The sequence below is a fragment of the Nocardia sp. NPDC055029 genome, from assembly GCF_053608525.1.
In genome coordinates this window covers 1-24953 of record NZ_JBSGVQ010000026.1, presented here as the reverse complement: position 1 = coordinate 24953, position 24953 = coordinate 1, and the positions used below count along the sequence as shown (strand labels likewise).

Annotated in this window: 28 protein-coding genes; 15 read left to right on the top strand and 13 right to left on the bottom strand. The window is 69.1% G+C overall.

The annotated features are described in order from the left end of the window. Positions 1–16 precede the first annotated feature (16 nt). Positions 17–664, bottom strand: a complete 648-nt coding sequence (locus tag ACWF9G_RS21710) for a TetR/AcrR family transcriptional regulator (RefSeq protein ID WP_452517399.1) — start codon at positions 662–664, stop codon at positions 17–19. 102 nt (positions 665–766) lie between these two features. On the opposite strand from ACWF9G_RS21710, the gene ACWF9G_RS21705 reads away from it, so the two are divergent. From ACWF9G_RS21705 to ACWF9G_RS21685, 5 genes are all read left to right on the top strand, one after another. Further along, a complete protein-coding gene (locus ACWF9G_RS21705; protein ID WP_452517397.1) occupies positions 767–1141 on the top strand; it encodes a nitroreductase family deazaflavin-dependent oxidoreductase in 375 nt (124 codons plus the stop codon). Between the two features lie 49 nt (positions 1142–1190). Continuing rightward, positions 1191–2447: an MFS transporter gene (locus tag ACWF9G_RS21700; RefSeq protein ID WP_452517395.1), complete on the top strand. Its 1257-nt coding sequence runs from the start codon at positions 1191–1193 to the stop codon at positions 2445–2447. Between the two features lie 42 nt (positions 2448–2489). Then, complete coding sequence (locus ACWF9G_RS21695) at positions 2490–2681, top strand: hypothetical protein (protein ID WP_379307790.1); 192 nt, start codon at positions 2490–2492, stop codon at positions 2679–2681. Positions 2682–2771: 90 nt separating this feature from the next. After that, complete coding sequence (locus tag ACWF9G_RS21690) at positions 2772–4259, top strand: hypothetical protein (protein ID WP_452517393.1); 1488 nt, start codon at positions 2772–2774, stop codon at positions 4257–4259. Between the two features lie 27 nt (positions 4260–4286). Then, on the top strand, positions 4287–4769 hold the full coding sequence (locus ACWF9G_RS21685) for a DUF5990 family protein (protein WP_452517392.1): 483 nt from the start codon (positions 4287–4289) through the stop codon (positions 4767–4769). Here the strand turns inward: ACWF9G_RS21685 and ACWF9G_RS21680 are convergent. Next, complete coding sequence (locus tag ACWF9G_RS21680) at positions 4724–5131, bottom strand: MerR family transcriptional regulator (protein ID WP_452517391.1); 408 nt, start codon at positions 5129–5131, stop codon at positions 4724–4726. The two genes, ACWF9G_RS21685 and ACWF9G_RS21680, sit on opposite strands and share 46 nt — an antisense overlap. A 50-nt stretch (positions 5132–5181) precedes the next feature. Between ACWF9G_RS21680 and ACWF9G_RS21675 the strand changes: the two genes are divergently transcribed. Beyond that, positions 5182–6066 (top strand): NAD(P)-dependent oxidoreductase, encoded by an 885-nt coding sequence (locus ACWF9G_RS21675; RefSeq protein WP_452517389.1) that lies wholly within the window; start codon positions 5182–5184, stop codon positions 6064–6066. Positions 6067–6117: 51 nt separating this feature from the next. Here ACWF9G_RS21675 and ACWF9G_RS21670 read toward each other — a convergent pair whose 3' ends face one another. Both ACWF9G_RS21670 and ACWF9G_RS21665 read right to left on the bottom strand, forming a co-directional pair. Next, positions 6118–6774, bottom strand: coding sequence for a CPBP family glutamic-type intramembrane protease (locus ACWF9G_RS21670; RefSeq protein ID WP_452517388.1), 657 nt, complete (start codon positions 6772–6774; stop codon positions 6118–6120). 44 nt (positions 6775–6818) lie between these two features. Further along, the gene (locus ACWF9G_RS21665; RefSeq protein WP_452517386.1) at positions 6819–7544 is read right to left on the bottom strand and encodes an SIR2 family NAD-dependent protein deacylase; all 726 of its coding nucleotides are present in this window, start codon (positions 7542–7544) and stop codon (positions 6819–6821) included. Between the two features lie 92 nt (positions 7545–7636). Between ACWF9G_RS21665 and ACWF9G_RS21660 the strand changes: the two genes are divergently transcribed. Next, entirely contained in the window at positions 7637–8380 is a 744-nt protein-coding gene (locus ACWF9G_RS21660; RefSeq protein ID WP_452517385.1) for an SCO6745 family protein, read from the top strand. Position 8381: 1 nt separating this feature from the next. Here the strand turns inward: ACWF9G_RS21660 and ppk2 are convergent, their stop codons facing one another. Continuing rightward, a complete protein-coding gene (ppk2, locus tag ACWF9G_RS21655) occupies positions 8382–9317 on the bottom strand; it encodes a polyphosphate kinase 2 (RefSeq protein WP_452517384.1) in 936 nt (311 codons plus the stop codon). Between the two features lie 192 nt (positions 9318–9509). Between ppk2 and ACWF9G_RS21650 the strand changes: the two genes are divergently transcribed. Beyond that, positions 9510–10988 (top strand): sugar porter family MFS transporter, encoded by a 1479-nt coding sequence (locus ACWF9G_RS21650; protein WP_452517382.1) that lies wholly within the window; start codon positions 9510–9512, stop codon positions 10986–10988. Positions 10989–10992: 4 nt separating this feature from the next. Here the strand turns inward: ACWF9G_RS21650 and ACWF9G_RS21645 are convergent, their stop codons facing one another. Then, complete coding sequence (locus tag ACWF9G_RS21645) at positions 10993–11937, bottom strand: AraC family transcriptional regulator (RefSeq protein WP_379310957.1); 945 nt, start codon at positions 11935–11937, stop codon at positions 10993–10995. A gap of 72 nt (positions 11938–12009) precedes the next feature. Between ACWF9G_RS21645 and ACWF9G_RS21640 the strand changes: the two genes are divergently transcribed. Both ACWF9G_RS21640 and ACWF9G_RS21635 read left to right on the top strand, forming a co-directional pair. Then, complete coding sequence (locus tag ACWF9G_RS21640; protein ID WP_379310956.1) at positions 12010–13095, top strand: metallophosphoesterase; 1086 nt, start codon at positions 12010–12012, stop codon at positions 13093–13095. A gap of 39 nt (positions 13096–13134) precedes the next feature. Further along, a complete protein-coding gene (locus tag ACWF9G_RS21635; protein WP_452517380.1) occupies positions 13135–13746 on the top strand; it encodes a class I SAM-dependent methyltransferase in 612 nt (203 codons plus the stop codon). Positions 13747–13758: 12 nt separating this feature from the next. Here the strand turns inward: ACWF9G_RS21635 and ACWF9G_RS21630 are convergent, their stop codons facing one another. From ACWF9G_RS21630 to ACWF9G_RS21610, 5 genes are read right to left on the bottom strand one after another with little or no spacing between them, the layout of a single operon-like run. Continuing rightward, positions 13759–14649 carry an STM4011 family radical SAM protein gene (locus tag ACWF9G_RS21630; RefSeq protein ID WP_452517378.1) on the bottom strand — a complete coding sequence of 297 codons (891 nt, stop codon included), beginning with the start codon at positions 14647–14649 and terminating at the stop codon, positions 13759–13761. 2 nt (positions 14650–14651) lie between these two features. Then, positions 14652–15989 carry an STM4012 family radical SAM protein gene (locus tag ACWF9G_RS21625; RefSeq protein WP_452517376.1) on the bottom strand — a complete coding sequence of 446 codons (1338 nt, stop codon included), beginning with the start codon at positions 15987–15989 and terminating at the stop codon, positions 14652–14654. Then, positions 15986–16822 carry an STM4013/SEN3800 family hydrolase gene (locus ACWF9G_RS21620; RefSeq protein WP_452517374.1) on the bottom strand — a complete coding sequence of 279 codons (837 nt, stop codon included), beginning with the start codon at positions 16820–16822 and terminating at the stop codon, positions 15986–15988. Before ACWF9G_RS21620 ends, ACWF9G_RS21625 begins: the two co-directional genes overlap by 4 nt. Beyond that, positions 16819–17880, bottom strand: a complete 1062-nt coding sequence (locus tag ACWF9G_RS21615) for an STM4014 family protein (RefSeq protein ID WP_452517372.1) — start codon at positions 17878–17880, stop codon at positions 16819–16821. The genes ACWF9G_RS21620 and ACWF9G_RS21615 overlap by 4 nt, the downstream gene beginning before the upstream one ends. Positions 17881–17886: 6 nt before the next feature. Then, positions 17887–18867 (bottom strand): STM4015 family protein, encoded by a 981-nt coding sequence (locus tag ACWF9G_RS21610; protein ID WP_452517370.1) that lies wholly within the window; start codon positions 18865–18867, stop codon positions 17887–17889. Positions 18868–19021: 154 nt separating this feature from the next. On the opposite strand from ACWF9G_RS21610, the gene ACWF9G_RS21605 reads away from it, so the two are divergent. Beyond that, the gene (locus tag ACWF9G_RS21605) at positions 19022–19348 is read left to right on the top strand and encodes a hypothetical protein (protein ID WP_452517368.1); all 327 of its coding nucleotides are present in this window, start codon (positions 19022–19024) and stop codon (positions 19346–19348) included. Between the two features lie 20 nt (positions 19349–19368). Continuing rightward, complete coding sequence (locus ACWF9G_RS21600) at positions 19369–20370, top strand: DUF6745 domain-containing protein (protein WP_452517367.1); 1002 nt, start codon at positions 19369–19371, stop codon at positions 20368–20370. A gap of 6 nt (positions 20371–20376) precedes the next feature. Here ACWF9G_RS21600 and ACWF9G_RS21595 read toward each other — a convergent pair whose 3' ends face one another. Further along, positions 20377–21231 (bottom strand): alpha/beta fold hydrolase, encoded by an 855-nt coding sequence (locus ACWF9G_RS21595; RefSeq protein WP_452517365.1) that lies wholly within the window; start codon positions 21229–21231, stop codon positions 20377–20379. Positions 21232–21287: 56 nt separating this feature from the next. On the opposite strand from ACWF9G_RS21595, the gene ACWF9G_RS21590 reads away from it, so the two are divergent. Beyond that, the gene (locus ACWF9G_RS21590) at positions 21288–21902 is read left to right on the top strand and encodes a TetR/AcrR family transcriptional regulator (protein ID WP_452517364.1); all 615 of its coding nucleotides are present in this window, start codon (positions 21288–21290) and stop codon (positions 21900–21902) included. Between the two features lie 3 nt (positions 21903–21905). Here ACWF9G_RS21590 and ACWF9G_RS21585 read toward each other — a convergent pair whose 3' ends face one another. After that, positions 21906–23012, bottom strand: coding sequence for an endonuclease/exonuclease/phosphatase family protein (locus tag ACWF9G_RS21585; protein WP_452517362.1), 1107 nt, complete (start codon positions 23010–23012; stop codon positions 21906–21908). Here ACWF9G_RS21585 and ACWF9G_RS21580 point away from each other — a divergent pair. After that, the gene (locus tag ACWF9G_RS21580) at positions 23003–24364 is read left to right on the top strand and encodes a M20/M25/M40 family metallo-hydrolase (RefSeq protein WP_452517360.1); all 1362 of its coding nucleotides are present in this window, start codon (positions 23003–23005) and stop codon (positions 24362–24364) included. The two genes, ACWF9G_RS21585 and ACWF9G_RS21580, sit on opposite strands and share 10 nt — an antisense overlap. A 27-nt stretch (positions 24365–24391) precedes the next feature. Then, positions 24392–24919 carry a YbhB/YbcL family Raf kinase inhibitor-like protein gene (locus ACWF9G_RS21575; protein ID WP_379310942.1) on the top strand — a complete coding sequence of 176 codons (528 nt, stop codon included), beginning with the start codon at positions 24392–24394 and terminating at the stop codon, positions 24917–24919. Positions 24920–24953 lie beyond the last annotated feature (34 nt).

The window sequence follows — 24953 nt, the reverse complement described above, 5'->3', positions numbered from 1 at the left end:
GGGCGATAGTCGTGTGTCAGGTCCGGCGGGATTCGAGCGCGTCCAGGATCAGGTCGAGGCCGTAGGCGAATTCGGTGGTGTGGTCGTAGCCCGGTCGCAGGGCGTGGTCGACGATCATCTCGGCGAGATAGGGCAGCTCGCCCGTGGGCAGGGTGTCGAGGATGCCGCCCGCGAGTTCTTCGACGTCGTCGGGTGTGGTGATCGGCAAAGCTGTCTCCTGGAGGACGTAGCCGCCGACGTAGCTGTCGATGAGTGAGATGGCGTGGGCCGCCATCGGCAGCGAGAACCCGGCCGTGCGCAGGACGCCGAGGACGGCGTCGTGGTGGCGCAGCGTCGCCGGGCCGGGGTTGCGGCGCGAGTCCATCAGGCCGAGCGCCCAGGTGTGTTGGGACAGGACCATGCGTGCGGAGGCGGCGCGGACGCGGATCGCGTCGCGCCAGTCGGTGCCGCCGGGGCCGGGTAGGTCGATTGCCGAGAACACCGCGTCGATCACGCCGTCGAGAATCGCGTCCTTGTTCGGGACGTGGTGGTACAGCGACATGGCCTCGACACCCAACTCCTGGGCCACCCGTCGCATCGTGATCGCTTCGACGCCGCCGCGATCGGCTACCCGGATGGCGGCGTCGAGCACGCGCGTTCGGCTCAGGGGTGGTCGGGCGGTCATCGGCGGCTCCATGGTGCTGGCAACACAGTGTTGACAAGCTTACATGCGTAAGGCAGCCTTACGAGTGTAAGAAGCGCTGGTTGTCACAGTGAGGAGAGCCCGATGCCGATGCCACGGTGGTGGGGCCACATCAACAAGCGGGTGTTCAATCCGCGTGCCGTGAAGGGCGGGAAGTGGCCGGTCCTGACCCATGTCGGGCGGTCGTCCGGAACGATGTATCAGACGCCGCTGGACGCCTACCCCGTCGACGGCGGTTACGTGTTCGTGCTGGTGTACGGGTCGGGCTCGGACTGGGTGCGCAACGTCCTCGCTGCCGGAGGTGCCCGGCTGCGGATCGACGGGCACGAGGTGGAACTCGCCGCACCCGTCGTCATCGGGGAAACCGAGGCGTTCCAGGCACTCGCCGACGATGTGGCGCGCCCACCCAAGCTGCTGCGCATCACCGAGTTCCTGCGGATGGATCTCGTCGAGCCCTGATCCGAAACCGATTGGACCACTGTCCATCTTTGGCGCAGTGTTGACGATCATGAGCGAACATCCCGCCCAGCGGCGCACTCTCACGGTGCTCGTGGCCGCCCAGATATTCAGTGGAGCGGGCCTGGCCGCGGGCATCACCGTCGGCGCGCTGCTGGCACAGGACATGCTCGGGTCGACCGGACTGGCCGGGTTGCCCAGTGCGATGTTCACCGTCGGGTCTGCGGCAGCCGCGGTCGCGGTCGGGCGGATCTCGCAGCGCGCCGGACGCCGAGCCGGGCTGACCTTCGGCTATCTGATCGGTGCGCTCGGCAGTTTCGGGGTTGTCGTCGCGGCGGTCACCGGGAGCATCGCGGTGCTGTTCGCGTCGTTGCTGGTCTACGGGGCGGGCACGGCGACAAGCTTGCAAGCCCGCTACGCCGGCGCCGACCTCGCCACCCCGGCGCACCGGGCGCGCGCGATCAGCACGGTTCTCGTCGCGACCACGGTCGGCGCGGTCGTCGGTCCGAATCTGCTGCACCCGATGGCAGATCTGGCCACGGCGTGGGGAATTCCGCCGCTGTCAGGGCCTTTCGTGTTGTCGGGTGCGGCGTATCTGGTCGCCGGGATCGTGCTGTGGGTGCTGTTGCGGCCGGACCCGCTCGTGCTCGCCCGCCGCATCGCCGTGTCGGAACAACCCGCCGAGTCGGCTGGGACGCTCCCCGCCAAGACATGGTCGGGGCCGATCGTGGCCGGGGCGACGGTGATGGTGGTGACCCAGCTGGTCATGGCGGCGGTGATGACGATGACGCCGATCCACATGCAGCAGCACGGTCACGGTGTCGGTGCCGCGGGCTTCGTCATCGCGGTGCACGTCGCCGGGATGTATCTGCCGTCGCTGCTGTCGGGCCTGCTCGTCGACCGGTTCGGCGCCGGGCTGGTCGCCGTGGCCGCGGCAGCCACCTTGGTCGCGGCGGGGCTGGCCGCGGCGCTGGCCCCGCCGAGTTCGGTGATCGCGCTGGCCGCCGCGCTCGGCCTGCTCGGCCTCGGCTGGAATCTGGGCCTCGTCGCGGGCACCACGATGATCGCCGACGCCACCCCGGTCGCGACCCGCGCCCGCACCCAGGGCACCGTCGACGTCGGCATCGCCATCGCGGGGGCGGGCGGCGGCCTGGGATCCGGGCTGATCGTCGCGGCCGCCGACTTCCCCGGCCTGGCCTACCTCGGCGCGGCGATCGCGCTGCTCATCGTCCCGGCGTTGGCGTGGAGTACCCGCCGCTCGCGGGTGCGGGACGAGGTTCGCCCCGTCGACGCTCAGATCGACGGCTGACTGACCAGCGATGGGACCGGGAGCCGTGCGATGATCTGCCGCATGAAAGGTCAAGCGAACACCCCGCGGTTGCTCGGCTTGCTCGGTGGCGTCGCTGTCCTGCTGCTGATCACCAACTGGAGCCCGATGCGTGCCGTCGCCTACGGCATCATCTGGTCTGTTGCCGCCGTGGTCCTCGTCGTCCGGGACCGGCGCCGTTCCACCGAGCCGGTAGCTCCCGAACTCAGGTCATAGACGGGAGCTCAGTGTCCGCGAAACGCCTGGACTCGGTGCGGGGCCGACCCTAGGATCGGCGGATCATGTTCGGGCAGTGGGGGGATTGTCGTGTCGACCGTACTCAGGGGCTCGAGCTGGGTCGTGTCCTTCGTACCGCTGCTCTCGATCGGTTTCCTGACATGGGCGCTGTTCACGGTCCTGGCGGTGCGGGCCCGGTCGTGGCCGGTGGCGGGCGCCGCACTCGGGTATCTGGGGTTGTTGGCCCTGGCGCTGTGGACATTCCGGACACACGAGACCGTGTTCGACATCAGCTTGTTCCTGCTGATGGTCGGTGGCACCGCACACGCGGTGCTGGTGCGGCACTTGTGGTTTCGCCGGGTCCGGCGCCGGCCCGCGTCGGTCGAGGTGGTGGAGGCCGAGGCCAGGGCGGTCGACTACGCCGTGGTGTCGGCGGGCGGTGTCGCGCCGGAACCTGTTGTCGCCGAACATGTCACGGTCGAGGAACCGGTGCGGCGGCTGCTCGACGAGATCGATGAACTCGTCGAGCAGAGCCTGCGCGACGGCGAGCCGCAGGTCGGGTACGACTACGACGATCCGACCTATCCGGACTGTCCGAACCCGTACTGCGACGAGCCCTGGCACGGGCTGGCGATCACCACGCGCATGGAGCGGATGCGCACCTACGGCGAGGTGGATGTCGACTACGACTATCGCGACGACGACAGTCCCGTGCTGTGTCCGGGATCGGCGTTCGAGGGGGAGTGGGAGCAGCCGTCGCAGGAGATGACGGCCGACCGGTGGGAATCGGAACGCGCTGTCCCGCCACCGGTTCCGGAGCCCGACCCCATGGTGGCGGTGCGCGCTCGCGCCGACACGCTGTGGATGGCCATCGCCCGCCCCGCGGTGCTGATCGCGGTGGTGAGCTGGCTGCTCGCGATGGTGTCGATGTTCCTGGCTCCCGCGCAGTGGCGCTGGCTCACCGTCGTCGTCGGTGTCCTGGCGCCGCTGTGGGCAGGCTGGCTGTACGGGCGCGAGAAGCGCCTGTTTCCGGAAGGGTATGCGCGGAAAAGGCTGCGGGCGCGACGATCCGCCCTGGCGGCGGTCGTACTGATGGTGTGGGCCGGGTGGCTGCCGATGCGATGGGCGTCGGAACCACCGCTCGACCCAGCCGACGGCTACTTCGCCCTGGTCATCGCGTGCGCGGTGGCCTGCCTCGGGCATGCCGTCGTGCAGATCGGCCGGGTCCGCCCGGTAGCCGGTGCATCGCTGGACGACATGGCCGAGACCGATCCGAAGGCGCACGGTGAGAACCTGGTGGTCCTCGGCTTCGGCTGGATGTTGCTCGGGCTGCCGATCACGTTGCTGTTCGGCTGGATCCTGGGCTATTTGGCGTATCAGCCCGGCGCGATGTGGGCCGCGGTGGCGGTGAACGCGGTGCTCGTGCTGGCCTTCTTCATCGAAGCGGGCACGGTGAAGATCATCACGAAAACCCGTGACGACGGTGATCTTCCGATGACCGTGTTCCTCACGATCGGTGTCGGCGCACTGCTGGTCTGGTCGCTGCTGCGGATCGGGGCGACGCAGTTCCAGCCGTGAGCCGCGCCGGTGCGGGAGGATGGGCTGGTGCTGATCCGCATCGTGGGGACCGGGTTGCCCGGCTCGTCCTGCCAACCCGCCGGCGCCTCGGCGTACACGAACATCCATGTCGGCGTGCAGCGCAGGAACCGGCCGGAGGAACTGCTCGATCGGCAGCGTGGTGACGCGGAGTCGGTCACCTGGACGCTGGAGTGCGCGGTCGACGGCGCCGATGTGCGCGGACCCTATGTGCAGGGTGGCCCCGGTGCCCGGTTCGTCTACCTCAGCTGGGGCACCGTCGACGACGCAGGCGCCTTCGCGATGTTCCGCCGGGCGAAGCTGATGCTCGCCGACGTGCCCACCGAGGTCATGGCCGCGGCGACGGTGTCCGGTGTCCTCGAAGCCAGGCTCGGCCTGACCGACGCCACCGGAAACCCGGTGTGCGCGAGGGTGAAACCACCGGCCATCCAGTGGACCGCGCAATCTCAGGCGGGAACAGCTTGGCGGTCGGCACCGTCGAACGGGGGATAGCTGTCACCGCCGGTCTGCTCGGCCGCCGCGATATAGGCGGCCAACGCGTCGCGGGAACGCGCGAGCCGCTCGATCTGGTCGGTGAGGCGCTGCATCCGTGACCGCATGGCCGCCAGGAGCTCGGGGCAGCCGGGCAGCTCGGGGACTTCGCCTTGGGCGCAGGGCAGCAGGTAGGCGATGTCTTCCGAGGACAGGCCCGCACCGAGCAGGTGCCGGATCTGGGTCACCCGCAGCACGGAATGCTCGGGGTAGTCGCGATAGCCGTTGGCGCTGCGGTCGGCCTCGAGTAGTCCCTGGGCCTCGTAATAGCGCAGCTGATGGGCGTTGACGCCCGTCCGATGACTCAGTTCCCCGATTCGCATCGAATCCCTCACTTGACCTTCACACCGGTATCAACGTTGACGATGCTCCCATGAACAACACCACCGACACACCTGTGACCGTCATCGGGCTCGGCCTGATGGGCCAGGCACTGGCCGGCGCCTACCTCGCCGCCGGGCATCCCACCACCGTCTGGAACCGCACCGGCGCCAAGGCCGAGGACCTGGTGTCCCGAGGCGCGCGACTGGCGCCGACGATCGGTGACGCGCTCGCAGCGAGTCCGCTGACCATCGTCTGCGTCACCGACTACACAGCAGTGCGCGAACTGCTCGGCACCAGCGATGTCCCCCTCGACCGCACGACCGTTGTCAACCTGACCTCGGGCGATTCGGCGCAGGCCAGGGAAGCCGCGCGGTGGGCCGAGCAGCGCGGCGTCCGCTACCTCGACGGCGCCATCATGGCGATCCCGTCGACGATCGGAACCGCCGAGGCCGTGATCCTGCACAGCGGGCCGCAAGCGGACTTCGACGCGCACCGGCCGACACTCGAAGCGCTCGGTGGCGTCAGCTATCTGGGCGCCGACCACGGGCTCGCGTCCCTGTACGACGTGGCGGGCCTGGCCATGATGTGGAGCGTGCTCAACGCCTGGCTGCAGGGCACCGCGATGCTGCGGACCGCCGGTGTCGACGCCGCGACCTATGCGCCGTTCGCGCAGCTGATCGCCACCGGCGTCGCCGAGTGGCTGCCCGGCTATGCCGAGCAGATCGACCGCGGACAGTTTCCCGCCGAGGTGTCGGCGCTGGCGACCGATGCGCGGGCGATGGCACACCTGGTCGAGGAAAGCGAGGCACTCGGTGTCAACGCCGAGCTGCCGAGGCTGATCAAGGCGATGGCCGACCGGTCGATCTCCGCCGGACACGGCGGCGAGCAGTATCCGGTGCTCATCGAGGAATTCTCCAAGCCATACGACAGCTGACCGTGGCCGGTGTGCCGCCCGAAGCGACTGGGCGGCACACCGATTCGCAGGTCACGTCGTCGCGGCGCCGTGGTAGAAGAAGTCACCGAGGCCGATGGTGAACACGAGACAGCCGTAGAGCGCGTGCTCGACCGAGGCGGTCAGCAGGGAACGGGTGCGGCGGTAGCGTTCGGCGAACAGCACTCCGGCGGCCGCGCTCAGCGCCACCGACAACCAGCTGCCGAACATCAGATGCACGAACCCGAACGCTGCCGCACTGGCCGCGACCATCCGGACACCGTCACCGAACACCGGCGCGTAGCGGTGGAACAGAAAGGCGCGGAACAACAATTCCTGCGGATACACGCTGACCAGCGGATAGAACACCATCACCAGCAGCCAGAGCAGCGGGCGTTCCCGCGGCAGATCGAACAGTGAATCCGGGCGCAGCACCGCGACCGCGACACCGAGCACGAGCGCGGCCACCGCCCACAACCCGAGCATGCCGGGCAACGCGCCGCGCAGCGCATCGGCCCGCCAGAAATCACGACGGTCGAACCCGGTCCGGAACAGATACACCACCGCACACCCGGCCACGACCAACAGGAACGGCAGCGGGCGGACACCGCGCAGAAACACCGCATACGCGCCGGCGACCCCGAAGAACAATCCGGCGAATTCGACTGTGAGCCAAGTCTTCCGGCTACCGAGGCCGGTATCGACGGTCATGCTCACAAGACTAGCCGCGGCGCCGGGATCGCGCCTGCGACGAGTCAGGCGAGGGTGGCCAGCAGCGCGGGCAGCGCCGTGCCGATGGGCTCGCGGATCACCTCGTCGGCGAGTGCGTCGTAGGGCGTCGGCTCGGCATTGACGATGATCAGCCGCGCCCCGTGCTCGGCGGCGATGCCTGCCAGCGACGCGGCGGGCTGAACCTGCAAGCTCGTGCCGACGGCGATGAACACCGTGCATGCCTGCGCGATCGTCATCGCCTGTCCGAGGACCTCCGGATCCAGCGCTTGACCGAACATGACCGTCGCGGTCTTGAGGATGCCGCCGCAGCGCAGGCACGCCGGATCGTCCTCGCCCGCCGCGATCCGCTCCAGCGCGGCCTCGGTGGTCGTGCGGTCCTCGCACGCCGTGCAAACCACCGCGCGGGCATTGCCGTGCAGCTCCAGGACCTTGCGGTCGGGCAGACCGGCGAGCTGGTGCAGCCCGTCGACATTCTGGGTGATCACCCGCACCGCCACCCCGGTGTCAGCCAAGGCGGTGACGGCCAGATGCGCAGCATTGGGCCGGGCGCGCCAGGACGGATGTTCGCCGCGCATGAGCCAGGAGCGGCGGCGGATGTCGGGGTCACGCATGTAGTAGTCGTAGGTGACCAGTTTCTCGGCGTCGGGATCGCGCTGCCACAAGCCGTTCGGCCCGCGATAGTCGGGGATGCCGCTGTCGGTGGAGACACCGGCGCCGGACAGGATCGCCACGAGGGGTCGGCCGTTCATGAGTTCAGCGTAGGGCAGCTGGGGGCTGCCCAATCTGGCTATTGCACGCTAAAGTCTGCCTGGAGGACGCACACAGCGGAAGGTGGCAGACGATGACGGCGACAGCGGTCAAACAGCAGGTGCTCGAACTCGGTGGGGCGTTCATGCTCTCGCGCGAGGTCAGGGACTTCGGGAACACGGTCGGGGTGCCCGGATTCCACGGCACCTACACGCGCGGGCGCGGCGGCGTCCTCGGTGACGTCGACGCCGATGTCGTCTCGGCGGCCTTCGGCTTCTTCGAACCCGGATGTGTCCGTGCCGCATGGGAATCGGTGCCGATGCCCGCCGCCGACGCGGCCGCGGCCTACCTGGCCGCCTGTCACGACTTCGGGCGCCGCAAGCTCGCCGACTTCGACGAGGCCGACGCCGGTCGCCTCGCCGAACTGCTGGGCCGCGTCGTCGACGCCGCGCCCTCGGCGGGGCTGCCGTTGTTCGCCGGCTGGCGCGCGATGCCGCTGCCCGGCGACGGCAAGGCAGCGCTCGTGCAGGTGAGCCACGTCCTGCGGGAACTGCGCGGCGGTCTGCATTTCATCGCCGTGACCGCCAACGGGCTGACCCCGCTGCAGGCGATCCTGATCGCGGGCTCACCGATGTCGGACGGCCCGACCCACGCGCGCCTGCTCGGCTGGACCGAACCGTTCGAGGAGGTCACCGACGGGATGCGGGCGCGCTGGGACGCCGCCGAGGAGCTGACCGACGAGCTCATCGCCCCCTGTTTCGAGGTCCTCGACACCGGCGAGCGCGACGAGCTGGCGATGCTGCTGACCGCGGCACACCGGGTGATGCTGGTGCGCTGACTCAGGAACCGAGGACGTCGCGACCGCGGCCCACGATCAGCGGGTCCGCGGTCGCGACGATCTCGTCGTCCTTGTTCTCGTACTCGAACCGGTTGAGCACGTGGCGCATCGCGTTCAGGCGCGCCCGCTTCTTGTCGTTGCTCTTGACCACGATCCACGGCGCGTAGTCGGTGTCGGTGTGCTCGAAGTTCTCTTCCTTGGCCGCGGTGTACTGGTCCCACTTGTCCAGCGACGCCAGATCCATCGGTGAAAGCTTCCAGTGCCGCACGGGGTCGACCTGCCGGATCGCGAAGCGGGTGCGCTGCTCCAGCGGCGACACCGAGAACCAGAACTTCACCAGATCGATGCCGTCGTCGACGAGCATCCGCTCGAACAACGGCACCTGCGCGAGGAAGCGCCGATGTTGTTCCGGCGTGCAGAAACCCATCACCCGCTCGACACCGGCACGGTTGTACCAGGAGCGGTCGAACAGCACGATCTCACCCGCCGCGGGTAGGTGCTCGACATAACGCTGGAAGTACCACTGGGTGGATTCGCGGGCCGAGGGCTTCTCCAGCGCCACCACCCGCGCGCCACGCGGATTCAGATGCTCCATGAACCGTTTGATGGTGCCGCCCTTGCCCGCGGCGTCGCGGCCCTCGAAGACGATGACGATGCGCCTGCCGGTCGCCTTTGTCCAGTTCTGCAGCTTCAGCAACTCGATCTGCAGCAGCCGCTTGTCGAACTCGTAGTCGGTGCGCGAGAGGCGTTCGTCGTACGGGTAGCCCTCCCGCCAGGTGTCGACGATCAGGCCGCCGGGCTCGGTGAGCAGGACGGGATCGTCGTCGTCGCTGTCGTCGACGGAGAACGCCGTGGTGTCGGCGAGATTCACCGCGGTGGCGAGATCGGCGATCTCGCTCAGATCGCGGGGGATCGTGCGTGTCTCGACATCGGTCATCTGCCGGACGCTAACCGACGACCGTGTCGCCGAGGTGAACACGCGGTGTGGGCCGCCTACGGCGCCGGTGGGCGCTGCGCTGGTGTGCGTGTCCTCGACGACATCGGCCCGCAGGTCAGGGCATACTGCGACCTGACCAACCCAGTGCTGCGCGTGGCATCCGCCTGCCGCGCCGCGGAGAGGACGACGCCGATGTCCGACGGAAGTTCCGCCGCCGATCAGTCCGCCGCTCCCGACGAGGAAGGCGCTGCGGGCAACCACATCATCCGGATCGCGTCCGTCGCGGCGCTGGGCGGTCTGCTGTTCGGCTTCGACAGCGCGGTGATCAACGGTGCGGTCGCCGCGATCCAGGACGAATTCGGTGTCGACGACGCCGTTCTCGGTTTCGCGGTCGCCTCGGCCCTGCTCGGCGCGGCCGCCGGCGCGATGACCGCGGGCCGCATCGCCGACCGGATCGGCCGGATCAAGGTCATGAAGATCGCGGCCGCGCTGTTCTTCCTCAGCGCGGTGGTGACCGCGTTCGCGCCCAGCGTCTGGATCCTGGTGATCGGGCGCGTCATCGGTGGCCTCGGTGTCGGCGTGGCCTCGGTGATCGCCCCCGCCTACATCGCGGAGACCGCACCGGCGCGTATCCGCGGCAGACTCGGATCGCTGCAGCAGCTCGCGATCGTGCTCGGCATCTTCCTGGCGCTGCTCGTCGACTATGTCTTCGCCGAGATCGCGGGCGGGGCCGGCCAGACACTGTGGCTCGGTCTCGACGCCTGGCGCTGGATGTTCCTGTCGATGATGGTGCCCGCGGTGGTCTACGGCGTACTGGCCTCGACGATTCCGGAGTCGCCGCGCTACCTCGTCGCGACGCACCGCATCCCCGAGGCACGCACGGTGCTGACGCTGCTGTTCGGCGAGCGGAACCTCGAACTCACCATCGGCCGGATCGAGGACAGTCTCGAGGGCGATGTGAAGCCGTCGTGGAAGGACCTGCGCCGTCCCGCCGGCGGGATCTATCCGATCGTCTGGGTCGGTCTGCTGCTGTCGGTGTTCCAGCAGGCCGTCGGTATCAACGTGATCTTCTACTACTCGAATGTGCTCTGGGAGGCCGTCGGATTCGAGGAGTCCCAGTCGTTCCAGATCAGCGTGTTCACCTCGGTGGTCAATATCGCCACCACCATCGTCGCGATCATGCTCATCGACCGGATCGGGCGCAGGCCGCTGCTGCTGATCGGTTCGATCGGCATGACCATCACTTTGGCCACGATGGCGGTGTGCTTCGGCACCGCAGGCCAGGTGCCCAACGACGAGGGCGTCCTGGAGCCGCAGTTGACGGGCGCGAGTGGCCCGATCGCGCTGGTCGCGGCGAATCTGTTCGTCGTCTTCTTCGGCATGAGCTGGGGCCCGGTGGTGTGGGTGCTGCTCGGCGAGATGTTCCCGAACCGGATCCGCGGCGCCGCGCTCTCGCTCGCCGCGGCCGGTCAGTGGGCCGCGAACTGGGCGATTACCGTGTCGTTCCCGAGCCTGAAGACCTTCTCGCTCGGCTTCGGCTATGGCATGTACGCGGCGTTCGCCCTGCTGTCGCTGCTGTTCGTGTTCCGGTTCGTGCCCGAGACCAAGGGCATGTCGCTCGAGGACATGGACGCCGCGACCGGAGTCGGGCGGCCCAACTCGCCCGTGTGATCGCCTACGGGCGCACCATCTGCCGGTAGTCGGCCGGTGTCGCGCCCACCGACTCCCGGAACGCGCGGTGAAACCCGGACTCGCTACCGAAACCGCAGGCCGCGGCGATCGCCCCCATCGACTGATACCGCTCGCGCTGCAGCAGTTTCTTGGCGCGATCGATCCGGATCTCGCGGATGTGGTGGGCGATACCGCCACCGCCGACGATCCGGTACAGCGTCCGCCGGGACACCCCACAGGCCGAGGCGACCGTGTCGGCACCGAGTTCGGGATCGCACGCGTGCCTGTGCAGGAAGTCGAACACCTGTTGACGCAGCAGCGCCGTGATCTCCTCCGGCTCGCTCTTGCGCCCCGCCGCGGTCGCGACGGCCGCGCCGAACAAGCCGAGGGCGTGCGGGACCAGCGGAGCTGCCTGGGCGGGGTCGGTGGAGACGAGGTCGAAAAGGGAAGTGAAGCACGAGGTCACGACCGGCGCGACGGTGCCGGGTCCGAAGGCTTGGGCGGTCAGCGAGCGGGTGTCGGTGACCGAGATGCTGTGTTTCGGGACCTGCACCACCAGTTCCTCGAACGTCGCCGTCCAGGTCGCGGTGTAGGGGCGGGTGCTGTCGATGAGGATCAGCGTGCCCGGCTCGGCGGCGACGGTGCGGCCGTCCTGTTCGAGCACCGCCTGCCCGTCGAGGGTGATGACGCCCAGGATGCAGTCCTCGGCGTCGGCCTGCAGGTCGACCGGGCGTCGGCGCGCACGCTGGGCGTCGGCCCTGACTCTCGACAGGCCGACGGAGTTCTCCAGCGTGGCGTACTCGATCCGGGCGTGGAAGTCCGCCGAGGTCAGCGGATCGACCTGCATCCGGACATACATCGCGCAGATGCTGTCGCGCCAATAGTCGAAAGCCTCCTGGGCGGAAACGCTCTCGGTGCTCAGCACGAGGGGAGACATCCGGTCTGCCATGGGGACAAGTATCCAACAGCACCACCGCGGTGTAAGTTTCCCCCGATCCCTGACCAGAAGGTGAGTATCCACGTGTCGCACTCCACCACCGATTCCGTTCCGGCCGGGCTCGGCCGGCGGGAAGTTCTGGCCGGCGCGGCAGGCGTTGTCGCCGGTATCACGCTCGTCGGGCTGACGCCGGCGGCGGCCGTGCCCGCCGAGGTGCCGAAGTTCGCGCCACGCGCGGGCCGCACCGCCCGGATTCTGATCACCGGTGACGCCGGAACGGGCAGCCGCACGCAGTGGGCGGTCGCCGACGCCGCTCGCGCGTTCCATGCTCGTGAGCCGTTCACGATGGCCGTCGGTCTCGGCGACAACATCTACGAATCGGGCCCCGACGGTCCCGATGACGTGCAGTTCGCCACGAAGTTCGAGGATCCCAATGCGGGACTGGACTTTCCGTGGGCGATGGCGCTGGGCAACCACGACACCTCCGGGGTGTTCCCCGGCGACGGCGGCTGGCTGGTCCGCGGCAACCACGAGGTCGAGTACCACGCGAAATCGGCGCGGTGGTGGATGCCGAGCCGCTACTACTCGGTGCGGGTGCCCGAACAGAACCCGGTGGTGGAGTTCTTCGTCCTCGACGTCAACCCGCTCGCGGCCTACATTCCACCGCTGCTCGACCCGTACTGGTCGGTGGACGGGCAGTACATGAACGAACAGCGCGCCTGGCTCGACCGGGCCCTCGCCGAGTCCACCGCGCAGTGGAAGATCGCCTGCACCCACCACCCGTACCTCAGCAACGGCCCGCACGGCGACGCGGGCAACTACGAGGGGCTGCCGATCGAGCCGCTCAACGGTGTGCACGCCAAGCGGTTCTTCGAAGATCACGTGCTGGGCAAGGTGTCGTTCCTGCTCTCGGGCCACGACCACACGTTGCAGGTGCTCGAACCGACCGCCGCGTCGAAGGGCACCCGCCAGATCATCTCGGGCGCGGCGGGCAAAACGGCGAGCGGCCACGCCGCAGCCGGATCAGGCCACCCTGCCCTGTACGAGACCCAGCACGAACTGGGCTTCATGGTCATGGATCTCACCCCGGACACGGTGAACCTGCGGGTGATCACGGTCGACCCCGGTTCGGGCGCGGGCACGCAGGTCTTCGACCGCCGACTGGCCTGATCGACGGCAGTTCGCTGCCGGCAGGAGGATGATCGGGGGATGGGCTTCTACACCGACCGGATCCTGCCGCACATCGTCGACACCGTCTGCGGGGTGGCCAACAACGATCCCCTGCGCCGCCGCACCTGCGCGGGTCTGCACGGCGAGGTGCTCGAAGTCGGGTTCGGGTCGGGGACCAATGTCGGGTTCTACCCGGACGCGGTGAAGCGGGTCTGTGGCGTCGAACCCGCGGACACCGCGTGGAAGATCGCGGCGAAGCGGGTCGCGGCGAGCAGGGTCCCGATCGAGCGGGCCGGGCTGGACGGTCAGGCGCTGCCGTTTCCGGACGCGACGTTCGATACCGCGCTGTCGACGTTCACGTTGTGCACCATCCCCGATGTCGCGACCGCGCTCGCCGAGATCCGCCGCGTGCTCAAGCCGGGCGGGACGCTGCACTTCGTCGAACACGGCCTCGCTCCCGACGCGTCGGTCCGGACCTGGCAGTACCGGCTCGATCCGGTCCAGCAGCGGATCGCGGGCGGATGTCACCTCGTGCGTGACATTCCCGGATTGATCAGCGACGCCGGGTTCGAAACCGTCGAACTCGACCGGTTCTATCACCCCGGCGCGCCGAAGGCCTTCGCCGCGTTGTCGCTGGGTGTCGCGCGCTGACACGGTTCGGCATCACGGTGCCACCCCGGTGAGTACGACGCTCGACATCGGCTCGACCGCAGGATCGGCCGGGATTCGTTCCAGGACGCCACCGGCGAACACGTCGTAGAGCGGCAGTGTTTCGAGGTGGACATAGCCGATGTGGCAGTCGCACACCGTCAGTGGGCACGGTCGTGGCGTCAGTGCCTGGCGGTAGGAGCCGTCGTAGAGGTTGCCGAGTGGGGTGCGCACGAAATGGCAGCGGCGGACCTCGCCGTCGCCGTCGACCGAGATCACCGAGGAACCGGTGCGGCAGGCGGCGCCTGCCGAGCGGTGCGGGTGCCTGCTGAACGGGAACAGGGCGTCGATGGCGGTCCACTGCGCGGCGTGGTCGTCGGTGTAGGTGTGGCCTTCGGCGGCGTTGACCCAGAGATAGACGTGGTCGGGCAGGTCGGCGCGCAGGCGGCGGGCGTGGTCGAGGTGTTCGGGCAGGCCGACGATGCCGACGCTGAACCGGATTCCGGTCTCGGCCAGGCGTTCGGCCTTGTCGAGGAAACGGCGATACGGCGTCTGGCCGGGGTGATAGGTGCACCAGAGAGCGAGCGTGTCGGGGTCGGCGTCCGCGGTCCAGTCGATGCGGCCGCTGAGATTGGTCTGGATGGCGACGCGATCGATGTGGGGCAGGTGGGACAACTCGATCAAGGCTGTGCGGTACCACGACCGCACCAGACCCTCACCCCATGGCGTGAACAGCACCGACAGCCGGTCATCGGACTGCGCATGGGCCCAGTCGGTGAAACGGTGCAGGGCGGTGCGGTCCGCGCGTAGTTGCTCGGTGGAGTCTCTGCGTTTGGCGAACGGGCAGTACGGGCAGTCGTAGTCGCACGACGACAGCGGGCCGCGGTACAGGAGTGTCAGGTCCACGGTCAGCGCAGCTCGTAGGCGGCCATGGCGGCACGGACAGCGGGGGAGAAGAAGTCAGGGCCGATGGCATCCGAATAGGCCAGTCCTTCGGGGGACAGGCGCAGCAGGTCGGCGCCGGCGTCGGCGAGCCAGCCACGGTCGGCGAGGACGTGCAGCTGGTCGCCGAAATCCTCCCAGGGATCGGTGCCGAAGCGATGGCGGTAGTCGGCGACAGCCAGGCCGTCGGCTTGCAGCAGTGACTGGAGCAGGTGCCTGCGGGCGGCCTCGTCGACGTCGATCACCCGACCGTGCAGCGCCGATGCGAAATCCGTTGTCGCGATGTAGGTGTCGATGATGCCGCGGACCTCCCGCATGTCGACGGCGTAGTCGAAGGAGTAGTGCAGGGTGCTCGTGTAGGAGCGGGCGCCGCAGCCGAGTCCGATCATGCCGTCGGTCTGGCAGGTATAGTCGTCGGGGCCCTGGGGTGGGGCGTCGCGGCGGCGGAACATGCGCATGGATACCTGTTCGTAGCCGGCGGCCAGCAGGTGATCGCGGCCCTGGGCGTAGCGGGCGAGCCGGTCGCGATCCCAGTCCTGTTCGGCGACAGCGGGATCGGCGTGTCTGGCCAGCCCGGTCAGTGGACGCACGTACAGCGGGTAGAGGTAGATTTCCTCCGGTCGCCATGCCAGCGCCGCGTCGAGGGACACCTGCCAGCTCGCGGCGGTCTGGCCGTCGATGCCGTAGATGAGGTCGATATTGAGCACGGGAATGCCCGCCTCGCGGATACGGCCCAGTGCCGCTTCGACATCGGTGCGCCGCTGCGGGCGCACCGCCGCGCGGGCCTCCTCGTCGATGAAGCTCTGCACACCCAGACTCAGGCGGGTCGCGCCACGATCGGCCAGCACGGCCAGGCGGTCGGCGGTCGAGGTGGCGGGGGAGGCTTCCACCGAAAGTGGGATCGCGCGCAGGTCGGCGCCCATGATCTGCTCGGCGATATCGCACAGCCGGGTCAGTTCGCCTGCCTCGAGGAAGGTCGGGGTGCCGCCGCCGAAGGCCGCGTTCGCGAACCGCGGGGGTTCGGCGTCGCCCAGGCCCTCGCGAACGGCGGTGGCTTGGCGGGTGAGGGCGTCGAGGTAGCGGCTGGTGAGACCGTCCGGGGCGCCGACCCGGGTGAACAGATTGCAGAAACCGCAGCGCACTTCACAGAACGGGATGTGCAGATACAGCGACAGCGCGGACCGCGATTCGCCCGCCCACACCTGCGACAGTGCGGGTCGGTCCGGCAGCGGCCGGTAGGCGGTCTTGTGTGGGTAGGCGTAGACGTAGTTCTGGTATGGCCGGGGTAGCGCGGTGTCGATCATGGGGAGGGCTCCAGGAAGAAGTGGCTGTAGGGGACCGTCCACACGGACTCGTGGCCGAGCCGGTGACCGGTGTACCCGTCGTCGCCGTAGGCGGTGCCGTGATCGGAGCAGACGATCGCGAAACACCGGCGGCGTGCCCGCATCGCGTCGAAGAGCCTGCCGACATGGGCATCGATGTATTCGAGTGCCGCCGCGTGGGTTTCGCGGCTGTCCCCGACGTCACGGGTGGCGCCCGAGAGGTGGAACCAGTTCGGCTGATGCAGCGCCGACGCGTTGAGGAACAGGAAGACCCGCTGATCGGCGGGCACCGCGGCGACCGCGCGTTCCGCGCACGCCACCTGAGCTTCGAACGATGTCGGTGAGGCGACGGAAAAGTCAGGCTCCCAATGGCTTTCGGCGAACAGGCCTGGCAGCACACTGCCGAGCGCCCCCTGCTTGTTGAAGAAGCCGACACCGCCGACACAGACGGTGTGGTAGCCGCGCGCGGCGAGGGCGGTCACCAGATCGGGTTCGTCGAAGACGAAGGTGCCGTCGGCGGTGGTCTCGCTGCCCGCGAAACGGGCCGCGAACAGGCGCGGATGCGGGCCGGGCGCGGCCGGGGTCGGCAGGAAACCGGCGAACATGGCGTGGTGGGAGGCGTAGGTGAAACTGCCCGGTGCGTGGCGTTTGTCCCAGCGTCCCTGCGGCAGGTACGCCGACAAGGTGGGCAGCTTGCCCGCCGCGGCGAGTTCGGTCGCGACGTCGTAGCGCAAGGTGTCGAGGGTGAGCAGCAGCAGGTCGTCGCGGCCGACGACCTCGGTCATGTCGGGACGCGAGAGCGGGGATTGGGTCATCGAGACGCTCCGATGGCCGCCGCGGCGGTGAGTTGCGCGGTGTAGGTGTCCATTCCCTCGGCCGGTGTGCCCGCAAGCCCGGTCAGGCCGGGCAGCAGGTCGCCGAACGCGTTGACCTCACCGACGGTGAACCGCCGCCAGCCGAGACCGGGCAGCAGATCGACCCCGACGCACAGGGTCGCGGGAAAGCAGGCCGCGGCGCGTTCACAGATCTCCATGGCCTCGGCCCAATGCTCGCCCGCCGCAGCGCGGACCGCGGCCAGATCCCCGCGGGCACCGCCCAGATGCAGGTTGGTCAGCGGCCCCTTGCTGGTGCGGACCACGACATGGGAGGCCCGGCCTGCGATGACAACGACCCGCAGGTCAGCCGTCCGGCCGCCGGTGGTGGCCTTGGGGATCCAGCGTTCGATGTGCAGGCCGTCGGGGGCGAGCCGGTCGACGATCGCGGCGATCTCGCGTTCCTCGCGGTATCGCCGCACCCGCAGTGAATTGTGCAGCGCCCCATTAACACTCACCTCGACGGAGGTGGTCGCCTGCCAGCGGCCAGACGCGGTCGACTCGATCGCGAGCACCCCGGATGCCGACGAGCCGTGCGCGAGTTTGACGAACACCCGCGCCATTCCCGCCTCTCGCATCCGAGCCCGCACGTCCAGCCAGCCGCGCAGCGGCCCGGCGGGTGACGGTGGTACCGGCACCCCCGCCTCGGCCAGGCGTGCGTGACAGCGCCGCTTGTCGAACAGGACCGCGAGATCGGCCGGATCGTCGAGCCGATGCCCGCCACGCAGCGAACCCACCGCCGCGAGGAAGCCGGTGTACCAGCGGGCCGAACCCTCCACGCGGGTCGGCTCGTTCACTCCGCGCAGCAGCGCGTCCACCGCCGGGTTCTCGCCCGGCGAATCCAGCCGGACGATCTCGTCGTCGGCGAAATCATGACCACCGTCGGTCAGGACCGAGAGCCATTCGACGACTCGCGGAGCGGGAAACCCGGCGGCGAGTGCCGCTTCGGTGAACAGCCGGACCCGCCGGTTCTCGGCGTTGCCGACCACCACCCATCGCACGTCAGGTCACTCCCCGACCGCGACGAATCGCCACACAGTACCGTCGCCGTCGTCGTCGGAATAGGCATCGTCGGTATCGAGGTCAAGCTCGACACCCGCCGGGGTCAGGGTGTCGGCGAGGCGGGCGCCGATCTCCTTGCTCACATAGTTGTGGCGCAGGTCCAGTGATTTCAGGTGGGTCAGGGGCTGCCCGCCGAGCAGGGCGGCGGCGCCGTCGTCGGTGAGCACACCCATCGACAGGTCGAGCGCGTCGAGGCGGGCGACCACGGGCGCCGAGGCCACCGCGGCACACACCGCGTCCTGGATCTCGCTGTTACGCAGGGCCAGCCGCTTCAAACTGGGCAGCTGATCGCCGGACAGGATCGGCGCGAGATCGGTGACATCGGCGTCGCCGCCGTATGTGGACGTACCCAGCCACAGCTCGAGGTCGAGCAGCGACGGCAGCTCGCTGGCGGCGACACCGCGCACCACCGCGACCGGCAGACCGCCTGCCTGCACCTTCAGGGTGCGCAGGTTCTCGTGGCGGACCGCGGGGAATTCGAGGCGCTCCCCACCACGCACGCCGAGCTCTTCGAGCTGGGGGAACGCGTCGAGCAGCCTGGTCACCTCACCCTGGTGGATCCACGAGATCTCGCACTCCTCACCGGTGATGTCGCCGACGAACAGCGCGCGCAGGGCCGGAAGCTGTTCGCGGGCAGCGATGATGGCGTCGATGACATCATCGGGACGATTGTCGTAGGCATCGGCCCATGAACCGACGATGAGCGCGCGCACCCGCGCCGGATCGACGGTGTCGAGGAACCGGCCGAACGCTTCGGGCCAGGTCTCCTCGGCCTCGTCGACGTCGACGCTGATCCGCCACGCCACGTCATCGGCGCCGGGCAACAGGCGAACCGCCGCCTCCTGCGCCGCGGCATCCTCCTCCAGCTCCGGGAACTGGTATGCGGGCAGACCGCCCAACCCGCGCAGATGTTCTCCGATGGACATGTATGTTCCCGCCCCTTCTGGCGTGGTGACCCCGTGTGACAGCTGCGTTTCTACCAAGCGCCACCGACATTCCGCGCGCCGGGCCGAGTTGTCGGCACCTGCCGCTACCGTCCACGCCACGGCAGCAGTCGCGGGCCGTGACGGGAGGAAATTCATGTATCGACAAGGCGATGTGCTGATCGTGCCGCTGACCGAGTCCGCGGTGCCCGACAGTGCCCGCGCGGCGCACGGCGAGAAGCGTGACGGCCGGGGCAGGCTCGTCCTGGCGTTGGGGGAAGTGACCGGGCACGCGCACGCGATTCCCGGGCCGGGCCGGTTGATGAGGGAGGCAGGGGCTTTCGGCCCGATGCTGCTGCACCTGCCCGAAGGTGGACGCGTGGTGCACGAGGAGCACGCGGCCATCGGCCTGCCCAAGGGCTGGTACCGGGTGGTCCGGCAGCGCGAATATGTGCCCGGTTCCGTGCGGGTGGTGGCCGACTGATGATCGACAGGAGCACGACGATGACGGACCGCAACTGGCGCTCGGTCGCCGCCGCTTCCGGCCCGGGTAACCGTGCTGCCGCCGAAGCAGGTGTGCGACTCGCCTATTCGCGGGCAGGCCTGCCCGAACCGGAACAGATCCTGTGGGCCCGTTCGCCGCTGGCGGCTATCTGGATGCTGATCGCGGGAATCGAGACGGGTGCGCGGGTGCGGGAGGCCGTGCGCAGCGGCCCGTGGGCGGCCGAGCGCGCCCGGCTGCACACCGAACTCGGGGCGCAGGGCTACAGCGCGCATTGGCGGGCGACCGGGGCCGACCTGTGGGAACTCACCAACTCTGTCGTCGACCGCATTCGCGCCGGAGTCGTCGAGGTCGCGGCCGGTGATCGCAAGCAGGAACGGCAGATTCGGGTACTGCTGCTCGATGCCGTGCTCGGCCAGCATGAGGCGGCGTGGCTCAGCGCCTACGACACCGCACCCGGACGGCCGCTCGACGGCATTGCCGCGGTCGCCGCGGAGGCCGGCTGGTGGTGGCCTTACGAGAAGATCGCGATCATCTCCGAGCGTCCGCTCGAACTGCACCGGGACGAGGCCGGCCGCCTCGACCGCGCCGACGGCCCCGCCCTGGCCTACGCCGACGGTTTCGCGTTGCACGCCTGGCGCGGCATGCCGGTGCCCGCCGAGTTCCTCGACAGCCTGGGCTCGTTGACACCACAGCGGATCCGGGACGAGGAGAACGCCGAACTGCGGCGGGTCATGCTCGAGCACTACGGCTACGACCGCTATCTCACCGAATCCGACGCCCGCCCCGTCCACCGCGACGAGACCGGCATCCTGTGGCGGATCGCCCTGCTCGGCGACGAGGACGTGGTGATGGTCGAGGTGGTCAACTCCACGCCGGAGCCGGACGGAACGAACCGCACCTACTGGCTGCGGGTTCCGCCGACGACCCGCACCGCCAGGGAAGGTGTCGCGTGGACGTTCGGGCTCGCCGCCGACGCGTACGAGCCCGTCCAGCAGACCTGAGCGGCGTCAGCGCTCCGACGGGCGCGCCGCTGTCGTGGTGAGGAATTCGGTGACCGCGGCCGCGACGGCGGCGGGTTGGTCGATCATCGACAGGACGTAGGCGTCGTCGATCTCGACCAGCCGGGCGTGGGGGATGAGGGCGGCCAGGCGGCGGCCGTGCTCGCGGGGCATCACCTTGCCCGCCGATGACCAGAGGATCAGGGCTTCACCTGGGAAGTGCTGCAGCGCTTCGGTATTCGCGATCAGGGTGGGTTTGTCGTAACCGGAGCGCATGTAGGCGAGCACATCGGCGCGGACGCCAGGGTCACGCAGGCCGGGTTCGGTCCACCCGTGGACGAGGTCGTCGGGGAGGGGGAATTTGGCCATCCAGCCGAACAGGAGGGGGTTGCCGCGGAGCCGGCGGATGCGCAGCTGGCGCAGTGCGAGGGTGACGCCACCGGGCAGGATCGAGGCGAGGATCGCGGTCTTGCCGGGGAGGCCGGGCGGGAAGTTGTCGAACGCTTCGCAGGGCAAGACGATCAGCCTGCCGACGCGCTTGTCCAGGCCGTAGGCGGTGAGGAACAGCGCACCGCCCCAATCGGAGTGGACGAGGGTGACGTCGGTCAGGTCGAGGGCGGTGAGGAAGTCGGCGACGAGCTGGTTGAGGCCGCGCATGCTCAGGTCGGTGCCCGGGCGCAGCGGTTCGGGGTGCGCGCCGAGCGGCAGGTCGGGCAGGACGTAGCGGAAGCCGGTCGGCAGCAGGTCGATGACCGAATCCCACACGGTGTGGTTCATCAACAGGCCGTGCAGCAGGACGACCGGCGGGCCATCGCCATGTTCGCGGTAGTGGATGCGGCCCGCGGGCAATTCGACGGTCGGCATAAGAACCTCCAGACGTTAGAGCAAATGCTCTAGTGCGTTTGCTCTATTCTGGAACGGTGAGCGAGAAGATGTCAACGACTACGCGGGATCGCCTGGTCGTCGCGGTCGCCGAGTTGATGCGCACCCACGGGTACAGCGCCATCACCGTCAAACAGATCACCGCGGCCGCCGAGGCGCCGATGGGGTCGCTCTACCACCACTTTCCGCACGGCAAGGTGCAGATCGCGGCCGAGGCGCTGCGCGGCTCGGGCGCCGCCTACATCCAGTTGCTGCCGCTGCTGATGGACCCACACGACGACCTCAGCGCCGCCGTGCCCGCCGCCTTCGCCGATGCGGCACGCACACTCGAGGAGTCCGGGTGGATCAACATGTGCCCGGTCGGCACCGTGGCGGGCGAGATCGCCGACAGCGAACCCGCACTGCGTGAGGTCGCCGCCGAGGTCGTCACGGACTGGATCGACAAGGGCACAGCGTATTTCGTCGGCCGCGGCCTCGATGAGCCGGCCGCGCGTGAGCTGATCCTCGGTGTGCTGTGCGGCTTGGAGGGCGCGTTCGTGCTGGGCCGGACACTGCGTTCGACCGAGCCGCTGCTGGCGGCCGGTCAGGCGATCTCGGCTCGGATCGACGCCCTGCTCGCCACCCGTGACCGCACCGCGGCCCGGCCGGGGTGAGAGTTACCGGCGTTCGAGGACGACACGGGCTACCAGGGCTTTGTGGTCGGCACCGGGCATGGCGACGGTTTCCACGGAGGTAGCGTGTGCGCCCGCGAGCAGGAAATGGTCGATGCCGACCAGCGGTGGCAGCCGTTTGTCGGTCGGATAGGTGACCAGGTGTCCGGCACCGGCTTGCCCGGCGGCGTCGGCGAAACGGCCCGACGCCATCGCGCGGAAGCGGCTGTGGTCGTAGGTGGCATTGAAATCGCCACCGACGATCACCGGGCGATCCGCGGGAGACCGGCGCAGGACAGCATCGAGCCGGGACAACTCATCGGCCCAGACATCGGTGTCGTAGACCGGCGGGACGGGGTGAAAGGCATAGACCGAGACCGGCCCGACCTCCGGCACGGTGGCGGTGGCCGAGATCTGATTGAGGACATAACCGTCGTATTCGACGGTGTCCGACAACGGATACCGGCTCCAGATTCCGGTCCCGCTCGCCGTCTGGCCGGGCGCAAGATAGCGGTACGGCAGCAGCTGGTCGAGTCCGGCAGCACCGAGGCCGGTGACGGCGGCGCGGGTGAGTTCGTTGACGGTGAGCACCGCGACATCACGGGTCCGCACCGCTTCGACGAGTGCGGACGGGTCGGCGCCGTCGAACAGCAGATTGGCCTGCATGACCGTGACCGGGTGACCGTCGCCGCCGGTATCGGCGAGATACAGCGGCGCCTGGGTCGCCACCCCGACCGCCGCCACGACCACCGCGACCCCGGTCGCGACCCACTGCCGGGTCGCCGCGAATCCCACCGCACCGACGATCGCACCGATCATCAGATACGGCGCCCCCGAGGTGGCGAGCACCAACGCCTCCGCCGGCCAACCGGTGTAGTGCAGCGCGATACCGACCGCGCCCGCCAGCGTCGCGGTGCCTGCCAGCACGAAGGTACCGACCCGAACGACCCGCGATCTCATCGCCACAGCCAAACACGCGAGCCGGTGGGCGCGCCAATCCGGAATTCCGCTCAGCGCGAGTTGTAGTCGCCAGCAGCGGCGCAATCCTCGCGCGCCAGGGGAGATGGCGCGGGGGATGCGGTAGGGGTGGTAGGAAAGGGGACGTGTCGGCATCTGGCGAGAGTTCTGGTTCGAACGAACGGTCCCGTGCGGTGGACGAGGTGGTGGAGCTGGTCAGTGCGCTGATCCGGTTCGACACCTCCAACACCGGTGAGCTGGCGACCACCAAAGGCGAGCGCGAATGCGCCGAGTGGGTGGCCGCGCAGTTGCAGGAGGTCGGGTACGAGACCGAGTACGTCGAATCGGGCGCGCCAGGCCGCGGCAACGTGTTCGCGCGGTTGAAGGGCGCCGACTCGAGCCGCGGCGCCCTGATGATCCACGGACACCTCGACGTCGTCCCCGCCGAAGCCTCCGACTGGAGCGTGCACCCCTTCTCCGGCGCGGTCCGCGACGGCTACGTGTGGGGTCGCGGCGCGATCGACATGAAGGACATGGTCGGCATGACGCTGGCCCTGGCCCGCCAGTTCAAGGCCGAGGGCACGGTGCCGCCGCGCGATCTGGTGTTCGCGTTCCTTGCCGACGAGGAGAACGGCGGCAAGTGGGGGTCGCAGTGGCTGGTCGACAACCGGCCCGACCTGTTCGACGGCGTCACCGAGGCCGTCGGCGAGGTCGGCGGGTTCTCGCTGACCGTGCCGCGTCCCGACGGCACCGAACGCAGGCTCTACCTGGTGGAGACCGCGGAGAAGGGGCTGGGCTGGATGCGCCTGCGGGCCAAGGCTCGCGCCGGGCACGGTTCGTTCCTGCACGACGACAACGCTGTCACCATCCTCGCCGAAGCCGTCGCCCGCCTGGGCAGGCATACCTTCCCGGTGGTCCTGTCGGACTCGGTGGCCGAATTCCTCGCCGCCGTCAGCGAGGAGAGCGGGCTGCAGTTCGACCCGGAAGGCCCCGATATCGAAGGCCAGCTGGCCAAGCTCGGCACCATCTCCCGCATCATCGGCGCCACCCTGCGCGACACCGCCAATCCGACGATGCTGCAGGCGGGTTACAAGGCCAATGTCATCCCGCAGACCGCCGAGGCCGTGGTGGACTGCCGGGTCGTGCCGGGCCGTCAGGCCGCCTTCGAACGCGAGGTCGACGAGCTGATCGGCCCCGACGTCGAGCGCGAGTGGATCACCAAACTCGACTCCTACGAGACCACCTTCGACGGTCACCTCGTCGACGCGATGAACGACGCGGTGCTGGCCCACGACGCCGACGGGCGCACCGTGCCCTACATGCTCTCCGGCGGCACCGACGCGAAAGCGTTCGCGCGGTTGGGTATTCGCTGCTTCGGCTTCGCGCCGCTGCAGCTGCCGCCGGAACTGGACTTCACCGCCCTGTTCCACGGGGTGGACGAGCGGGTGCCGGTGCAGTCACTGGAATTCGGCACCCGGGTACTGGAACACTTCCTCCTGCACAGCTGAGCACCGACGCCACGAATCGGAGACCCCATGAGCTACAACCCCTATGACGCACTGCCGAAGATTCCGTCGTTCACCGTCACCTCCGCCGACATCACCGATGGTCAGCCGCTGGCCAACGATCAGGTGTCCGGGGTGTTCGGGGCGGGCGGCAAGGACATCTCGCCGCAGCTGAGCTGGTCCGGCTTCCCGGAAGGCACCCAGAGCTTCGCGGTCACGGTCTATGACCCGGACGCCCCGACCGCGTCGGGCTTCTGGCACTGGGCCGTCGCCAACATCCCGGCCTCGGTAACCTCCCTCGACGCGGGTGCGGGCAGCGAAGGCGGGACACTGCCCGCCGGCGCTGTCACGCTGCGCAACGACGGCGGGTTCCCCGGCTTCGTCGGCGCCGCGCCGCCGGAAGGCCATGGGCCGCACCGGTACTTCGTGGTGGTGCACGCCGTCGACGTCCCCGAGCTCGAGGTCGGGCCGGACGCGACACCCGCCTACCTCGGGTTCAACCTGTTCTCCCACTCCCTCGGCCGGGCCACCCTGATCGGCACCTACGAGCAAGGCTGAGCGGAAAACGGCGGTGGCCCCGGGAGACGAATCT

What these genes read in the sequence shown, in the direction of transcription:
- ACWF9G_RS21710 (WP_452517399.1), bottom strand. Translation starts at nt 664, where the DNA reads ATGACCGCCCGACCACCCCTGAGCCGAACGCGCGTGCTCGACGCCGCC.
- ACWF9G_RS21705 (WP_452517397.1), top strand. Translation starts at nt 767, where the DNA reads ATGCCGATGCCACGGTGGTGGGGCCACATCAACAAGCGGGTGTTCAAT.
- ACWF9G_RS21700 (WP_452517395.1), top strand. Translation starts at nt 1,191, where the DNA reads ATGAGCGAACATCCCGCCCAGCGGCGCACTCTCACGGTGCTCGTGGCC.
- ACWF9G_RS21695 (WP_379307790.1), top strand. Translation starts at nt 2,490, where the DNA reads ATGAAAGGTCAAGCGAACACCCCGCGGTTGCTCGGCTTGCTCGGTGGC.
- ACWF9G_RS21680 (WP_452517391.1), bottom strand. Translation starts at nt 5,131, where the DNA reads ATGCGAATCGGGGAACTGAGTCATCGGACGGGCGTCAACGCCCATCAG.
- ACWF9G_RS21675 (WP_452517389.1), top strand. Translation starts at nt 5,182, where the DNA reads ATGAACAACACCACCGACACACCTGTGACCGTCATCGGGCTCGGCCTG.
- ACWF9G_RS21670 (WP_452517388.1), bottom strand. Translation starts at nt 6,774, where the DNA reads ATGACCGTCGATACCGGCCTCGGTAGCCGGAAGACTTGGCTCACAGTC.
- ACWF9G_RS21665 (WP_452517386.1), bottom strand. Translation starts at nt 7,544, where the DNA reads ATGAACGGCCGACCCCTCGTGGCGATCCTGTCCGGCGCCGGTGTCTCC.
- ACWF9G_RS21660 (WP_452517385.1), top strand. Translation starts at nt 7,637, where the DNA reads ATGACGGCGACAGCGGTCAAACAGCAGGTGCTCGAACTCGGTGGGGCG.
- ppk2 (WP_452517384.1), bottom strand. Translation starts at nt 9,317, where the DNA reads ATGACCGATGTCGAGACACGCACGATCCCCCGCGATCTGAGCGAGATC.
- ACWF9G_RS21650 (WP_452517382.1), top strand. Translation starts at nt 9,510, where the DNA reads ATGTCCGACGGAAGTTCCGCCGCCGATCAGTCCGCCGCTCCCGACGAG.
- ACWF9G_RS21645 (WP_379310957.1), bottom strand. Translation starts at nt 11,937, where the DNA reads ATGGCAGACCGGATGTCTCCCCTCGTGCTGAGCACCGAGAGCGTTTCC.
- ACWF9G_RS21635 (WP_452517380.1), top strand. Translation starts at nt 13,135, where the DNA reads ATGGGCTTCTACACCGACCGGATCCTGCCGCACATCGTCGACACCGTC.
- ACWF9G_RS21625 (WP_452517376.1), bottom strand. Translation starts at nt 15,989, where the DNA reads ATGATCGACACCGCGCTACCCCGGCCATACCAGAACTACGTCTACGCC.
- ACWF9G_RS21620 (WP_452517374.1), bottom strand. Translation starts at nt 16,822, where the DNA reads ATGACCCAATCCCCGCTCTCGCGTCCCGACATGACCGAGGTCGTCGGC.
- ACWF9G_RS21610 (WP_452517370.1), bottom strand. Translation starts at nt 18,867, where the DNA reads ATGTCCATCGGAGAACATCTGCGCGGGTTGGGCGGTCTGCCCGCATAC.
- ACWF9G_RS21605 (WP_452517368.1), top strand. Translation starts at nt 19,022, where the DNA reads ATGTATCGACAAGGCGATGTGCTGATCGTGCCGCTGACCGAGTCCGCG.
- ACWF9G_RS21600 (WP_452517367.1), top strand. Translation starts at nt 19,369, where the DNA reads ATGACGGACCGCAACTGGCGCTCGGTCGCCGCCGCTTCCGGCCCGGGT.
- ACWF9G_RS21595 (WP_452517365.1), bottom strand. Translation starts at nt 21,231, where the DNA reads ATGCCGACCGTCGAATTGCCCGCGGGCCGCATCCACTACCGCGAACAT.
- ACWF9G_RS21585 (WP_452517362.1), bottom strand. Translation starts at nt 23,012, where the DNA reads ATGCCGACACGTCCCCTTTCCTACCACCCCTACCGCATCCCCCGCGCC.
- ACWF9G_RS21575 (WP_379310942.1), top strand. Translation starts at nt 24,392, where the DNA reads ATGAGCTACAACCCCTATGACGCACTGCCGAAGATTCCGTCGTTCACC.